This is a genomic window from Streptosporangium album (genome assembly GCF_014203795.1).
GTDB classification, from domain to species: domain Bacteria; phylum Actinomycetota; class Actinomycetes; order Streptosporangiales; family Streptosporangiaceae; genus Streptosporangium; species Streptosporangium album.
Map to the genome: position 1 here is coordinate 1 of NZ_JACHJU010000008.1, position 16,099 is coordinate 16,099.

Sequence of the window (16,099 nt, forward strand, 5' to 3'; positions counted from 1 at the left end):
TGCGCAACCGGCTCAACCCGGCGACAGGGCTGCGGTTGCCTGCCACGCTGGTGTTCGACTACCCGACGCCGACCGTGCTGGCCGAGTTCCTGCTGGCCGAGCTGCTCGGCGAGGACGCGGACGTGACCATCCCCACGGCCGTGATCCCGGTGGCCGACGACCCGATCGTGATCGTGGGCATGGCCTGCCGCTATCCGGGCGGGATCAGCTCTCCCGAGGATCTGTGGCGGCTCGTCACCGAGGGCGGGGACGCGATCTCCGCCTTCCCGACGACGCGCGGCTGGAGCCATGCCTCGTTCTATCCCGGCACGGAGGGCCGAGCCGTCAACTACGTGCAGGCGGGTGGCTTCCTGCACGAGGCAGGGGAGTTCGACCCCGAATTCTTCGGGATCTCGCCGCGTGAGGCGCTGGCCATGGACCCGCAACAACGATTGCTGCTGGAGACCACCTGGGAGGCGATCGAGCGGACCGGGATCGACCCGACCTCGCTGCGCGGCAGCCGCACCGGGGTGTTCGCCGGCGTGATGTACCACGACTACGCGGACAGCATGTCCTTCCCGCCCGAGGTGATGGGCTTCATGGCCACCGGAACCGCCGGTGGGGTCGCGAGCGGCCGGCTGTCCTACACCCTGGGGCTGGAAGGCCCTGCGGTGACGGTGGACACCGCGTGCTCGTCGTCGCTGGTGGCGATGCACCTGGCGGCGCAGGCGCTGCGCGGCGGCGACTGCTCGCTGGCGCTGGCCGGTGGCGTGACCGTGCTGGCGACCGCGAGGCCGTTCATCGACTTCGGGCAGGGCGGGCTGGCCGCCGACGGCCGCTGCAAGTCCTACTCGAACGCGGCCGACGGCGCGGGCTGGTCCGAGGGCGTGGGCATGCTGGTGCTGGAGCGGCTGTCGGACGCGCGGCGCAACGGGCACCGAGTCCTGGCGGCCGTGCGCGGGTCCGCGGTCAATCAGGACGGCGCGTCCAATGGTCTGACGGCGCCGAACGGTCCGTCTCAGCGGCGGTTGATCCGGCAGGCGCTGGCCAGTGCCAGGCTCACCCCCGCTGATGTGGACGCCGTCGAGGGGCACGGGACCGGAACCGTCCTGGGTGACCCGATCGAGGCGCAGGCCCTGCTGGCTGCCTACGGTCAGGACCGTGATCGGCCGCTGCTACTGGGGTCGATCAAGTCGAACATCGGGCACACGCAGGCCGCCGCCGGCGTGGCCGGAGTGATCAAGATGGTCATGGCGATGCAGCATGGGGTTCTGCCCAGGACGCTGCATGTCGACGAGCCGTCGTCGCACGTCGACTGGACCTCGGGAGCGGTACGCTTGCTGACCGAGCCGACGGAGTGGCCGCAGACCGGCCGTCCACGCCGGAGCGGTGTGTCGTCGTTCGGGATCAGCGGCACCAATGCGCACGTGATCCTTGAGCACATCCAAGCTCCGGAGGCGGAAGCGTCGCCGATGCCGGGCGGTGCCGTGCCGGTGCTGGTGTCGGGCCGGTCGGCGGAGGCGTTGCGGGCACAGGCCGAGCGGCTCGCGTCGTACCTGGACGGCGAGCCCGGCCTGGGGCTGGGCGACGTGGCGTTCTCGCTGGCGACGACGCGGTCGGCGTTCGAGCACCGGGCGGCCGTGGTGGCCGCCGACCTCCAGGACGCGGTCACCGGCCTACGGGAGCTGGCCGAGGACCGGCCGGGCGCGGGAGTGCCGCGTGGACTGGCCGCGCCCGAGCCGAAGCTTGCGGTGCTGTTCACCGGTCAGGGCAGTCAGCGGGCCGGGATGGGCCGGGAGTTGTACGAGCGGTTCCCGGTGTTCGCGCGGGCTCTGGATGAGGTGATCGCCGAGTTCGACCCGACGCTGTTCACCGAGACGGAACTGCTGGACCAGACCGGACGGGCGCAGCCGGCGCTGTTCGCGCTGGAGACGGCGCTGTTCCGGCTCGTCGAGTCGTGGGGTGTACGGCCCGCGGCATTGGCCGGCCACTCCATCGGGGAGATCACGGCGGCCCATGTGGCCGGGGTGCTGTCCCTGAAGGACGCGTGCACGCTCGTGGCGGCGCGGGCGCGGTTGATGCAGGCGCTTCCCGCCGGTGGGGCGATGGTGGCGGTGCGGGCGTCCGAGGAGGAGATCGCCGGGCTGCCCTACGAGGTGTCGATCGCCGCGGTGAACGGCCCGTCGTCCACCGTGATCGCCGGTGGAGAAGGGCCGGTGCTGGAGGCGGCCGCTGCTCTGGAGGAGCGGGGTTTCATAACGAAGCGGTTGCGGGTGTCGCATGCTTTCCATTCGCCGCTGATGGACCCGATGCTGGAGGAGTTTCGGGTGGTCGCCGAGACGCTGACCTATGACCGGCCACGGATCCCGATCGTGTCCACACTCACTGGGGAGCTGTCTGAGCAGGTGTGCTCGCCGGACTACTGGGTGGACCAGGTCCGCCGGGCCGTACGGTTCGCCGATGGGGTGCGGGCTCTGCACCGGCAGGGGATCACGGCCTACCTGGAGCTCGGCCCGGACGGGGTGCTGACCGCGATGGCTCAGGACACCCTGGACGACGCGGATCCGGTGATGGTGCCGGTGCTGCGCAAGGATCGGGACGAGCAGAGCGCGGTCATGGCCGCGCTGGCGAGGCTGCACGTGCACGGGGTGCCGGTGGACTGGAAGGCGGCGCTTCACGGCTTCCGCCGGGTCGAGTTGCCGACGTACGCGTTCCAGCACCGGCGTTTCTGGCCTGAATCGGCAGGCCCGCGGGTGGGGAACATGGCCGCCACCGGGCTGGCGGCGGCCGGGCATCCGCTGCTCGGCGCCACGGTCGGGCTGGCCGATTCGGATGAAGTGGTGCTGACCGGGCGTATTTCGCTGGAGTCGCACCCGTGGCTGGCCGATCATGCGGTGGCCGGAACGGTGATCTTCCCGGGCACCGGCTTCCTGGAGCTCGCCATCAGGGCGGGTGACCAGGTCGGCTGCGACCTGGTCGAGGAGCTGGTGCTCGCCGCTCCGCTGGTTCTCGGTGAGGACGCCGCGGTGGCGATCCAGATCTCGGTGAGTGCGCCGCAGGAGACCGGGCGCCGCAGCCTGAGCATCCACACCGGTGACGGCACAGCCTGGGTACGGCACGCCACCGGCACGCTCGCTCCCGACGGCAGGACCCCGGCGCCGTTCGACACCGCGGTCTGGCCCCCGCACGGCGCGGCCCCGATCGAGCTCGACGGCCTCTACGAGGAGCTGACCACCCGAGGCCTGGACTACGGTCCGGTGTTTCAGGGCCTGCGGTCGGCCTGGCGCGGCACGGGCGGCGAAGTCTTCGCCGAGGCCGCCCTGCCCGAGGCGGCTGCGTCAACCGCCGGCTCATACGGCCTGCACCCGGCCCTGCTCGACGCCGCGCTGCACACGGTCACGTTCGCCGGGCTGCAAGGTGAGGGCGGCATGCTGCCGTTCTCGTGGGGTGAGGTGTGCCTGCACGCGGGCGGCGCCGCCCTGCTGCGTATCCGGCTGACGAAGGCGGGCGACGACTCGGTCGAGCTCACGGCGGTAGACCTGTCCGGAGAGCCCGTGCTGTCGGCCCGCTCGCTCACCCTACGACCCTTCACTCCCGACCAGGTCAGCGGCCGGGAGGTGGAACGGGACTCGCTGTTCGGCCTGGACTGGACTCAGATGCAGGAGACGGAGCCACGCTTGACCGCGGTCGAACTGACCGGAGACCTCGACCCGGTCCCGGACGTGGTCACGGTCACCATCGGTTCGGCCGACCAGGAAAGCACGCTGGAGTCGACGCACGAACTGGTCGCGCGAGTCCTGGGCCTGCTGCAGACGTGGCTGGCCGATGAGCGATTCGAGGCTTCCCGTCTGGTGTTCGTCACCCGGGACGCCGTCGAGGCGCGGGAAGGCGACGCGGTCACCGATCTGGCGGCTGCGGCGGTGTGGGGTCTGGTGCGGTCGGCTCAGTCGGAGAATCCTGGCCGGTTCGTGCTGGTGGACGTCGACGTACAGGAGTTCACGCTGCCGGCGCTGGACGAGCCGCAGATGGCGCTGCGCGACGGTGACGTGTGGGTTCCCCGCTTGGCGCGGGTGACGCAGGCCGAGAGCCGGACCTGGGCTCCTGAAGGCACGGTGCTGATCACGGGTGGGACCGGTGGGCTGGGTGCGCAGTTCGCGCGCCACGTGGTGGCCGAGCGCGGGGTACGGCATGTGCTGCTGGCCAGCCGGAGAGGGCTGGACGCTCCGGGTGCGGTGGAGCTGCGGGCCGAGCTGATCGCGCACGGGGCCGACGTCACGGTCGTGGCGTGTGACCTGGCCGATCGGGATGCGGTGGCGGAGCTGCTGACGCAGGTGGACGCCGCGCACCCGCTGACCGCGGTGATCCACACGGCGGGCGTGCTGGATGACGGGACGGTCGCCTCTTTGACGCCGGAGCGGTTGGCTTCGGTGCTGCGACCCAAGGCCGATGCGGCCTGGCATCTGCACGAGCTGACCCGGGATCTGGACCTGGCGGAGTTCGTGCTGTTCTCGTCGCTTGCCGGGGTGATGGGCAACGCGGGACAGGGCAACTACGCCGCCGCCAACGTCTTCCTGGACGCGCTGGCCCAGTATCGGCGGGCGGCGGGTCTGCCCGCGTTGTCGCTGGCGTGGGGCGCCTGGACCCAGGAGGTCGGGCTGACCGGCACGCTGAGCGATGCGGAGATGGCGCGGCTCGCGCGTGCGGGGATGCCTCCGCTGTCGGTGGAGCAGGGCCTGGCGCTGTTCGAGGCCGCCACCCGAGTGCCGCGGCCTGTGGTGATCCCGGTCCGGCTGGAGCCGGCGGCGCTGCGCGCACGCGCTGCCGTACCGGCGTTGCTTCGTGGTCTGGTGCGGGGCATCCGGCGGTCGGCGGTATCCGGTTCGCTGGTGGCCGCGACGTTGCTGCAGCGGCTGGCTCCGCTCGAAGCGGACCGGCGCACCGAGCTCCTGATGGATCTGGTGCGCACCGAGGCGGCCGCAGCGCTGGGCTACGCCTCCCCGGAGATGGTGGGGGTGCGGCGGGAGTTTCGCGAGCTGGGCTTCGACTCGCTCATCGCGGTGGAGTTCCGCAACCGCCTCAACTCGGTGACAGGGCTGCGGTTGCCGGCCACGCTGGTGTTCGACTACCCGACACCGGCCGTGCTGGTGGACTTCCTGCTGGCCGAGCTGCTCGGGGAGGACGTCGGCGTGACCGTCCCCGTGCCTGCGGTCCCGGTGGCCGACGACCCCGTCGTGATCGTGGGCATGGCGTGCCGCTTCCCCGGTGGGGTCACCTCACCGGATGAGCTGTGGCGACTGCTGTCAGAAGGCGGCGACGGGATCGGTGAGTTCCCGTCGGACCGGGGCTGGGACCTGGGTGCTCTGTACAACCCGGATAGGGAGAGCCGGGGGACCAGCTACGCCCGCGAGGGAGGCTTCCTGGAGAGCGCCACGCAGTTCGATCCCGGATTCTTCGGGATCTCGCCGCGTGAGGCGCTGGCGATGGACCCGCAGCAGCGGTTGCTGCTGGAGGCGTCGTGGGAGGCGATCGAGCGGTCCGGAACGGACCCGGTGTCACTGCGCGGGAGCCGTACCGGTGTCTTCGCCGGAATCTTCTACCACGACTACGGCATGAGCGCCCAGTTCCCGCCCGAGGCGATGGGCTTCGTCGGCACAGGCACCGCCGGAAGCGTCGCGACCGGCCGCATCTCCTACACCCTGGGCCTGGAGGGGCCTGCGGTGACGGTGGACACCGCGTGCTCGTCGTCGCTGGTGGCGCTGCATCTGGCGGCGCAGGCACTGCGGTCGGGTGAGTGCGACCTGGCGCTGGCGGGCGGCGCGACCGTCATGGCGACGCCGGGGGCGTTCATCGAGTTCAGCACCCAGGGCGGGCTCTCACCCGATGGCCGGTGCAAGGCGTACGCGGACGCGGCCGACGGGGTGAGCTGGTCCGAGGGGGTGGGCATGCTGGTGCTGGAGCGCCTCTCCGACGCCCAGCGCAACGGCCATGAGGTGCTCGCGATCGTGCGCGGCTCCGCGATCAACCAGGACGGCGCGTCCAACGGCCTGACCGCGCCGAACGGGCCGTCGCAGCAGCGGGTGATCCGGCAGGCGCTGGCCGGTGCCGGACTGACCACCGCCGAGGTGGACGCGGTCGAAGGGCACGGGACCGGGACCACGTTGGGTGACCCGATCGAGGCGCAGGCGCTGCTTGCCACGTATGGTCAGGATCGGGAGCGTTCTCTGTTGCTCGGTTCGGTGAAGTCGAACATCGGCCACACGCAGGCCGCAGCCGGCGTCGCTGGTGTGATCAAGATGGTCATGGCGATGCGGCACGGGGTGCTGCCCAGAACACTCCATGTCGACGCGCCGTCCTCGCACGTGGACTGGTCGGCCGGTGCGGTGGAGGTGCTGGACGAGGCCACCGAATGGCCGGAGACCGGCCGTCCGCGCCGCGCGGGTGTGTCGTCGTTCGGCCTCAGCGGCACCAACGCCCACGTGATCCTGGAGCAGGGTCCGCAGGTTGTGGCGTCTTCTGGTACGGCCGGCGGTGTGGTGCCGTGGGTGGTGTCGGGAAAGACCGAGGAGGCGTTGCGCGCACAGGCGAGCCGTCTGATGTCGCACCTCGCCAACCGTGATGAGCTGGCACCGGTCGACACGGCGTTCTCGCTGGCCACGACGCGGTCGGTGTTCGAGCACCGTGCGGTGGTGATTGGCGGGGAGCTGCTGGCCGGTCTGGGTGCGGTCGCGGCCGGTGAGCCCAGGGCCGGGGTCGTGCGGGGTGTGGCCGACGTCGATGGGAAGTCGGTGTGGGTGTTCCCTGGTCAAGGGGCGCAGTGGGTGGGGATGGGTCGGCGGCTGCTGGAGGAGTCGCCGGTGTTCGCGGGGCGGATGGCGGAGTGTGCGGCGGCTCTTGAGCCGTTCGTGAACTGGTCGTTGCTGGAAGTGATCCGCGGGGGCGACTTGGACAGGGTGGATGTGGTCCAGCCGGTGTCGTGGGCGGTGATGGTGTCGCTGGCGGCGGTGTGGGAATCGCTCGGCCTGCACCCCGATGCGGTGGTTGGGCATTCGCAGGGTGAGATCGCCGCAGCCGTGGTGGCGGGCGGTCTGTCGCTGTCCGATGGGGCTCGGGTGGTGGCCTTGCGGAGCCGTCTGATCGGGGAGCGGCTGGCCGGGCTGGGGGCGATGGCGTCGGTGGCGCTGCCGGTGGAGCAGGTGGAGGAGCGGCTCGCGGCCTGGGGTGGCCGGGTGTCGGTCGCGGCGGTCAACGGCCCCACATCTGTGGTCGTGGCGGGTGAGGTTGGGGCCGTTGAGGAGTTGCTCGGGCAGCTCGATGGGGTGCGGGTGCGGCGGATCGCGGTGGATTACGCCTCGCATTCGGCGCAGGTGGACCAGATTCGGGAAGAGCTGGCTCAGGTGCTGGCGGAGGTGTCGCCGCGGCGGGTGCGGGTGCCGATGCTCTCGACGGTGACCGGCGGGTGGCTGGAAGGCCCGGAGCTTGATGCCGCCTATTGGTGTGAGAACCTGCGCCGCACGGTGGGTTTTGCTCCGGCGGTGGGGCAGTTGCTGCAGCAGCGGCATCGGGTGTTCGTCGAGGTGAGTCCGCATCCGGTGCTGACGGTCGGCATCGGGGAGTGCGTGGACGAGGCCGGTGTGGAGGCTGTGATCGCGGGCACGCTGCGCCGCGACGACGGCGGCCTGGACCGGATGCTGACCTCGGCGGCCGAACTGTTCGTCCGCGGAGCCGAGGTGAACTGGCAGAGTGTGCTGGCCGGTGGGCGCCGGGTGGATCTGCCCACCTACGCCTTCCAGCACCGGCGCTACTGGCCAGAGCCCGGCGGCGTCTTCGCCCGGCGCGCGGCCGACCCGCTGGACGCGGAGTTCTGGGCCAGCATCGAGCGCGAGGACTTCGGAACCCTGGCAGCCAGGCTGGACGTCGAGGAGGACACGCTCAGCGAGGTCCTCCCGGCACTGACGTCGTGGCGCCGGACCCGGCGCGAGGCCTCCGTCGCCGACTCCTGGCGATACCGCGTCACCTGGAAGCCGCTGACCAGCCTTCCCGCCACGGTCGTGCCAGGCTCCTGGCTGATCGTCGTCCCCGAGGAGCTGGAAGGCGACCCCTGGGTGGAGGCCGTGGTCCAGATCTTCGAGGCGGCCGTACGGTTGGACGTATCCGAGCCGGACCGGGCCGCGCTCGCCGACCAAGTGCGCGAGCGCCTCGGCTCGCAGACGGCACCCGCTGGAGTGGTGTCGCTCCTGGCACTGGGTGAGGCCGCCGAGACAGGTGTCACGGACGCGTCGGCGCTCACGATGACGCTGTTGCAGGCGCTCGGTGATGCCGGTGTCGACGCGCCGTTGTGGTGCCTCACGATGGGCGCCGTCTCGATCGGCCAGTCCGACATGGAGCCGAGCCCGGCCCAGGCAGGCGTCTGGGGTCTCGGCCGGGTGGCAGCCCTGGAGCACCCGCACAGATGGGGTGGCTTGATCGACCTTCCCCAGACGCTGGACGAGCAGGCGTTGACCTGGCTGGCGGGCATCCTCACCGTCCCGGACTCCGAGGATCAGGTGGCGATCCGCTCGACCGGGGCGTACGGCCGCAGGCTGGCCCATGCCCCGTACCAGGGTGCCGACGCCACGCCGGCACCGGGTGGCACGGTCCTGATCACCGGTGGTACGGGCGCGCTCGGCGCCCACGTGGCCAGGTCGCTGGCCGCCCGGGGCGTCGACCGGCTCGTGCTGACCAGCAGGCGAGGGATGGACGCCGACGGAGCCGCCGAGCTGTGCGACGAGCTGACCGGCCTGGGCGCCCAGGCGTCCGTCGTGGCCTGCGACGCGGCCGACGCGGATGCCCTCGCCACCGTCCTGGCCGACCACCAGCCGACCGGGGTGGTCCACGCCGCCGGCATCGGCCCGGCGAACACCCTGGACCGGCTGGACACCGCCGAGCTGGCCGAGGTGATGCGGGCCAAGGTCGTCGGCGCGCTGAATCTCGACGCGCTGCTGGCCGACCGCGAGCTCGACTTCTTCGTCCTGTTCTCCTCGATCGCCGGGACCTGGGGCAGCGGCGGCCAGGCGGCCTACGCCGCCGCCAACGCCGCCCTCGACGCGCTGGCCGGCCAGCGGCGGGCACGGGGACTGGTCGCGACCTCGGTGGCCTGGGGTGCTTGGGCCGGCGACGGCATGGTCGCCGACGACGGGGTCCAGGACTATCTGGCCAGGCGCGGCATCCGTGCCATGGAGCCAGGAGCCGCGGTGACCGCGCTGTGGCGGGCGGTCACGCACCAGGACGCGACCGTGGCGGTCGCGGACATCGCCTGGGAGCAGTTCGGCGCGACGTTCACGGCCGTACGGCACAGCGCCCTGCTCGGCGACCTGCCCGAGGTCCGGAGCCTCAGGCAGGCCCCTCAGGCGACGGAGACGTTCCTGGAGCGGCTGCGTGACCTCGGCGAGGAGCAGCAGCTCGAAACCTTGCGGAAGCTGGTGCGGCAGCATGTGGCCGTGGTCCTGGGCCACAGCGACGCATCGGCTGTCGATGTCGGCCGTGACTTCGCCGAGCTGGGCTTCGACTCGCTCATCACGACGGAACTGCGCAACAGCCTCGTCAAGGTGCTCCGGCTGGAGTTCTCGCCGGTGGTGGTCTTCGACAACAACAACGTGGCCGGCCTCGCCAGGTGGCTGCGGGAGGAACTGTTCAAGCGGCCGGGCGGTCAGAGCCGTGCCAGCGACGACGGCGTCAGCACATTGTTCCGCGAAGCCGTCCGCTCCGGCAAGGTGACGGAGGCGTTCAACCTGCTCCACGCGGTGGCGCAGGTCCGGCCCAAGAGCGACGATCTCTCACACGTGCCCCGGCCGGTGACGCTGGCAGAGGGGCCGGGAGGGCCTCGCCTGATCTGCGTGAGCTCCTCCACCGTCGGAGCGGGCGTCCACCAGTACGCCCGGCTGGCCGCGCGGTTCCGCGGGGTCAGGCACGTCTCGGCGGTTCCCCTGCTCGGTTACGCGCCCGGCGAGAGCCTGCCCGCCACCGGCGACACGGCTCTCGCGATCCTCACGGAGAGCATCCTGCGGGCCGCGGCGGGCGAGCCGTACGTGCTGGTCGGTCACTCGGCCGGTGGCAACCTCGCCCACGACGCGGCCGGGGTCCTGCAGCATGCGGAGAACCCGCCGGTGGCACTGGTCATGATGGACTCGTTCGACGCGCGCACGGTCGGGGACTCGCACGCTCTGACCGGCCAGGTCATGGCACAGTTGCTGCTGACAGAGGCGGCGCTCGGCGACTTCACGAGCAATGAGCTGTCCGCGATGGCCCACTGGCACGCCATCGCCTCCGGCCTGAAGGCGGGAGACATGACGGTGCCGGTGCTGTTCATGCAGTGCACGGAGCCCTTCGCCCCGGCCGAACCCGGGGCGGACTACTGGCGATCGACGCCGTTCGACCCCTCGCACGCCGTGCGGACCGTGGCGGCGAACCACTTCTCGATGCTCACCGACCAAGTCGGGGAAACGGCGCGGATCATCGAGGACTGGCTCAGGGGATCTCGCGGTTGAAGGTCCGGGTGCCCCACCAGAGCGACAACCCGGTCATCGCCAGAAGTACGGCACCGCCGATGACGACGGGCTGGAAGGCGTAGTGAACGTTGAAGGCCGCCCGCGATAGGTCCGCGACCCAGGTCAACGGGTTGAAGCGCGACAGGATGTACAGCCACTCGGGAGCCAGATCGCGCGTGATGGGCACCAGGATGCCGGAAAGGAGCGACAGCGGTAGCAGGCATGAGCTGATCACCGCGGTGAAGGTCGGCTCGCGCCTGGCCAGCAGGGCCAGCGTGATCGAGCAGGCGGTGAGCATGAGGGTGATCAGCGCTCCGACAGCCAGGGCGAGCACGATGCCGACGACGGTGATCCGCAGGTCGAAGAGCAGCCAGGCCACCACGAACACCAGCAGGCTCTGCACCGCTGTCTGGAGCACGTACACCACGACCTTGCCGAGCAGCAGAGCCGTACGGCTGGCCGGGGTGACCCTCATGCGCTCCAGCACCCCACTGCGCAGGTCGTTCAGCAGCCGGTACCCGCTGAACGCGCTGCTCATGAGCACCAGGTAGATCGTGATGGACGGCGTCAGAACCATCCAGGCGTCTTCGACCGGCAGACTCGGCGAGTTCTTCAGCGCTCCGGCCATCAGCGGGGTGAAGAGCAGCAGCCAGGCGATGGGCTGCGCGAGATCCAGGGCCAGGCCGGTCAGGGACCGGCTCACGAGGCGCAGTTCGCTCCTGACGATCAACGCTGTGTCGCGGATCATGGGTCACATCCCTGTGGAGTTGGCGTCGTCACGGAAACTGCGGCCGGTCAGCAGGAGGAAGATGTCGTCGAGGGTCGGCTGAACGACCTGGATCGACATCGTGGGGATCTGCGCGAAGTCCAGGGCGCGGATCAGGTGGGGGAGCATGACATCCGCCTTCGGCACCTGGAACCGCACGCTGTCACCGACGACGAAGAGGTTGCTCGCGTCGGCGAGGCGCTCGGTGACGGCGACCGCGGAGGGGATCAGCTCGATCGGCACCGTGATCTCGACCCGGTGCCCGGCCACCTTCGCCTTGAGCGCCTCCGGGGTGCCCTCCGCGATGATCCGCCCGTGGTCGATGATGATCACCCGGTCGGAGAAGGCGTCGGCCTCTTCGAGGTAGTGCGTCGTGACGAACACCGTGGTGCCCAGTTCGGAGCGCAACCTGTGGACGCGCCTCCACAGGGCCGCCCTGCTCTGCGGGTCCAGCCCGGTCGTCGGCTCGTCGAGGAAGACGACGGGAGGCGAGTGGACGAGCCCGAGGGCGATGTCCAGGCGGCGGCGCTGGCCGCCCGAGAGCGTCTTGACGAGCCGTTTGCGCAGCTCGGTCAGGTCGAGCTGCTCCATCACCTCGCCGGCGCGGCGCCGAGCCTCAGCCCTGGACATCCCGTAGAGCTGCCCCTGCAGCTCGATCTCCTCGTGAACCCGGTGCTCGCCGTTGGTCCCGCCGCCCTGGGCGACGTAGCCGATGCGCCTGCGGACGCCCGCCGGATCGGCCAGGAGGTCGTGGCCGGCTACCGTCGCGGTGCCGGCGGTCGGCCTGATCAGCGTCGTGAGCATCCGGAAGGACGTGGTCTTACCCGCTCCGTTGGGGCCCAGCAAGGTGACACCCTCACCCGCCGGCACATCGATGTCGACGCCCTTGACCGCGTCGATCCGCTGACCGCCGGACTTGAAACTCCGCGCCAGTCCACGGGTCGTGATCATGGCTCCGCCTTTCTCCGCAGATGGCAAGCGGAATGACCCTAGACAGCGCGGAGCCGGGAAATCCCCGGAGTTTCTAGTGATTTCGCGAGTCGTGGCCGGGTTTAACTGGTCCGGGCGGGTATTCATCGCGATGAAGGGACCAACGGATCGTGACTATCGCGGACGACGTAAGCACCCTGTGGATCCGTCGATATCATCCGGCGACGAGAGCGGGCACGCGCCTGGTGTGCTTCCCGCACGCGGGCGGATCCGCCACCTTCTTCCACCCGGTCTCGGCCACGTTCTCACCGAAGGCCGATGTGGTGGCCCTGCAGTATCCCGGGCGGCAGGACCGGCTGCGAGAGCCGTGCGTCAACGACATCGGCACGCTGGCGGATCGGATCGTCGACGAGCTCGTCAGGCTGCCGGAGCGGCCGACGGTCTTCTTCGGACACAGCATGGGGGCGGTAATCGGCTTCGAGGTGGCCTGCCGCCTCGAAGACAAGGGCGTCAACGCGCCCCACACCCTGATCGCCTCGGGACGCCGCGGGCCGTCCACCCTGCGGGACGAGGCGGTGCACCGGCGCGACGACGACGGCATCATCGCCGAGCTGAAGCTGCTGAACGGCACGGAGGCCGGAGTACTCGGCGACGAGGAGATCCTCCGGATGGCGCTGCCCGCGCTCCGGGGTGACTACGAGGCGATCGAGACCTACCGCGGCGATCCTGAACAACGCCTGCGTGCCGCGATCACCGTGCTGACCGGTGACGCCGACACGAAGACGACGGTCGATGAGGCGCGGGCCTGGAGCCGGCATACGGAAGGGCGCTTCCGCATCAAGGTGTTCCCCGGCGGACACTTCTTCCTCATCCCGCACAAGCAGGCGATGAACAGGGAGATCGCCCTGGAACTCGGGGTGTGACGATGAACGACGTCGGCCTGCCCGTCCTGGGAGCGCGAGGGTGCCTGGGCCGGCTGAACCCGCTGATCCGCCAGGTACGCGACAACGGCCCCGTCAGCCGGGTGCGTACCGTCACCGGCGACGAGGCGTGGCTGGTGACCCGGCATGCCGAACTCAAGCAGTTGCTCATGGACAGCCGCCTCGGGAACACCCACCCCGATCCGCAGAACAGGCCGCGGTATCTGGACAACGTGCTGCTGGACCTGCTGGTGTCCGACCAGGATCCGGCGGCGGCGCGCCAGTTCCACCTCGACTTCCGGGCGCAGCTCACGCCGCACTTCTCCGCCGCACGCATGTCCGGCCTGCGGGCGCGCGTCGGCGCCGTGGTCGACGAGCTCCTCGGCGACGTCCTCGCCGAGCCGTCGCCGGTGGACATGCACAACGCGTTCTCGCTGCCGCTCTCCTACCAGATCCTGTGCGACCTGATCGGCATCGCCGACAGGGACGAGTACATGGCGGTGCTCCATCCGGCCGGCAACGTCGGGGCCGAATCGGACAGCGTGGGAGGGCTCTACGACTATCTGGTACGGCTGGCAGGGCGCAAGCGCGAGCAGCCGGGCGACGACCTGGCCTCGGCGCTGTGCGCGGCGGGACACCCCGACGAGACCGTCGCCCTGCTTCTGGTCGCCGTGACCATGTCGTACCTGGTCACCCCGCACGGCATCAGCGCGGCGATCGGGCTGTTCGCGATGAACCCCGGCCAGCACAAGCTGGTGGCCGACGATCCGCGGCTGCTGCCCGGCGCCGTGGAGGAGACGCTGCGGCTGAGCAAGTTCAGCGAATCCATGGTGCCGCGGTACGCCAACGCCGACATCGACATCGCCGGGGTCACGATCCGCGCCGGTGACCTCGTGCTGTGCGACCACGGCTCCGTCGGGTTCGACGACCGGGTCTTCAGCGATCCTGAACGCTTCGATGTCACCCGCGCCCCCAACCCCCACCTGGTGTTCAGCCACGGGATCACCTACTGTATCGGCGCCCCGCTGGCTCGGCTGGAGATCCACGAGGTGCTGGCCAGGCTCCTGCCCCGGCTGCCCGTCATGCGACTGGCGATCCCGGTCGACGAGATCCAGCTCTACGGCGACCTGGGTGAGGGGCAACTCGGCGGCGGCATCGCCCATCTGCCGATCGCCTGGGACTGAAAAGGGGCCGGTCTTCGCTCGGAAGCGGCGAAGACCGGCCCCATTTCCCTGCCTCAGGATCCGGGAGGTACGAACTCCGTGTAGATCTCACGCGCTGACTGCTGCCTGTCCTCCTGGGCGGATCGAAGGTCTGTGATCACGTACATGCGCTGCAGCCATCGATCCATTCCGTCGTATCGGGCCGTGAACGGAGCTCGGCCGTGTACCGCCCGCCGGTTGTCGACCACGAGCAGATCGCCCTCATCGAGATACGCGTACTTGAGGTGCTTCTCCGCGGCCTCCCTGGCGTCCCGCAGGGCTGTCCTCGCCTTCTCGTTCAGCCCTTCCATGAGGTCGGGATCGAAAATCATCAGCGGATCCCACGGATCGCCCGACAGCACGGGCAGCACCGGGCCGTTGCCCTTGCACTCGTCGCTGTTGCCGAACGAATAGTCGATGCCCGTCCGGAAATCCGCCGCGAACAGGGCGGCACGGGATCTCGGCGGCAGCTCGCCCAGCAGCATGCGGGTGCCGGAGACGAGAGTGGCCGCCTGCTTGTGGTGGTCGGGACGGATGCAGTAAAGCAGCAGGTAATCGGGCAGATAGGGGTGGAACGCGGTCTCCGTGTGCAGGTCCAAAAGGATCGTCGAGCTCTCCGAGGAGAGCCTTTCCGCATTGCCCGGCGTCGGGCACATGTTCTGGAACAGCTCCCCGTCCTTCTCCTGTGCGTAGGAGATCGGCTCTCCCAGAGCGCACCCCAGCACGGCGAGCCACAGTTCGCTGGCGAAAGTCCTCTTCTCCATCGACCGCCATGAGCTCGGCGGCGTGAGAGGCGTCTTCGGGTCCGGCGGCAGCCCGCGGATCAGGAGGGCGCCGAAATCGTTCGAGCGCCGGCGGAAGTCGATGATCGCGTTCCTGACGGAGCGGGGCAGCTCGTGATAGATCAACTCCGCGTGGGTGAGGAACTCCTCCGGCTGCGCGTAGGGGTCGATGTCGAGCTTGGCCAGTGCCTCGGCCAGCCGGGGCACGTCACGCACGTCGACGACCGGCGCCCCCTCGATCTCCGTGAGGCGAGTCGGCGAGGTGGCCCGGGTGATGCCGGGGCTTCCCGCCGCCATGGCCTGCTCGACGGCATCCGCCTGGACGGCGGCGCCGTTCCCCGCCAACCACGAGAGCGTGCCGGCGAAGAGCCGGGCGTTGTCGTCGCAGCCCCAGAAGGGGAGGGCGAAGAGGTCGGAGTCACCGATCACCGCCACCCTGCCACGGCCGTGTTCGGCGACGGCGACGACGGTCTGTCCGTCTGGGCCGGACAGCAGGGGTACGGCGGCCGCCTCGAAGGTGTCGAGGGCGCTTCCGCCCCAGACGAGCACCTTCTCGACGCCCTCCAGGATCGGGTGCGGCCGAATCGGGGCGCAGGTGACCCTGCGGGTGCTCAGGCGGTGGTCCGTGACCTGGATTCCGAACGGTTTCAGGAGGCCGTTGAGGTCGGCCGACGGGTGCCTGCCCGGTTCGTCGCCGAGGATGAGTGCCGCTCCGCCCTCGGATATCCACTCCCGGAACAGCTCGATCTCCGCTCCCGTGAACTCCTCGCGCGGGTGGGCGATGATGAGGACGTCGCAGGCCGGCAGAGTCTCCTGGCGCCACGACCGCGTGATGGCGTTCGCCGTGCTCCCGAACATGGCCAGCGTGAGGTCGGCCAGGTGCCCGTAGTAGGCCTGATCCGGATTCTCCCGAGCCAGTTCCGCAGCACGTGCGGCGTCGATCGTCCAGCGTTCGCCGTGGGCCTCGTCGTATGCGAATGTGGGCACTCCGCGTCCC

5 protein-coding genes and 1 pseudogene are annotated in these 16,099 nt (G+C 70.3%); 3 read left to right on the top strand and 3 right to left on the bottom strand.

The features are described 5' to 3' along the window. Positions 1-23 precede the first annotated feature (23 nt). Positions 24-10,502: pseudogene (locus FHR32_RS43735) on the top strand (type I polyketide synthase); the annotation flags it as partial. Here the strand turns inward: FHR32_RS43735 and FHR32_RS41640 are convergent. Both FHR32_RS41640 and FHR32_RS41645 read right to left on the bottom strand, forming a co-directional pair. Further along, on the bottom strand, positions 10,483-11,250 hold the full coding sequence (locus FHR32_RS41640; RefSeq protein WP_184760102.1) for an ABC transporter permease: 768 nt from the start codon (positions 11,248-11,250) through the stop codon (positions 10,483-10,485). The pseudogene FHR32_RS43735 and the gene FHR32_RS41640 sit on opposite strands and share 20 nt — an antisense overlap. A gap of 3 nt (positions 11,251-11,253) precedes the next feature. Further along, on the bottom strand, positions 11,254-12,219 hold the full coding sequence (locus FHR32_RS41645) for an ATP-binding cassette domain-containing protein (RefSeq protein ID WP_184760103.1): 966 nt from the start codon (positions 12,217-12,219) through the stop codon (positions 11,254-11,256). A 149-nt stretch (positions 12,220-12,368) separates the two neighbouring features. Between FHR32_RS41645 and FHR32_RS41650 the strand changes: the two genes are divergently transcribed. Both FHR32_RS41650 and FHR32_RS41655 read left to right on the top strand, forming a co-directional pair. Next, positions 12,369-13,121: a thioesterase II family protein gene (locus FHR32_RS41650; RefSeq protein ID WP_184760104.1), complete on the top strand. Its 753-nt coding sequence runs from the start codon at positions 12,369-12,371 to the stop codon at positions 13,119-13,121. 2 nt (positions 13,122-13,123) lie between these two features. Continuing rightward, entirely contained in the window at positions 13,124-14,302 is a 1,179-nt protein-coding gene (locus FHR32_RS41655) for a cytochrome P450 (protein ID WP_184760105.1), read from the top strand. A gap of 53 nt (positions 14,303-14,355) precedes the next feature. Here FHR32_RS41655 and FHR32_RS47060 read toward each other — a convergent pair whose 3' ends face one another. Next, on the bottom strand, positions 14,356-16,089 hold the full coding sequence (locus FHR32_RS47060) for a DUF4350 domain-containing protein (protein WP_184760106.1): 1,734 nt from the start codon (positions 16,087-16,089) through the stop codon (positions 14,356-14,358). Between the last annotated feature and the right edge of the window lie 10 nt (positions 16,090-16,099).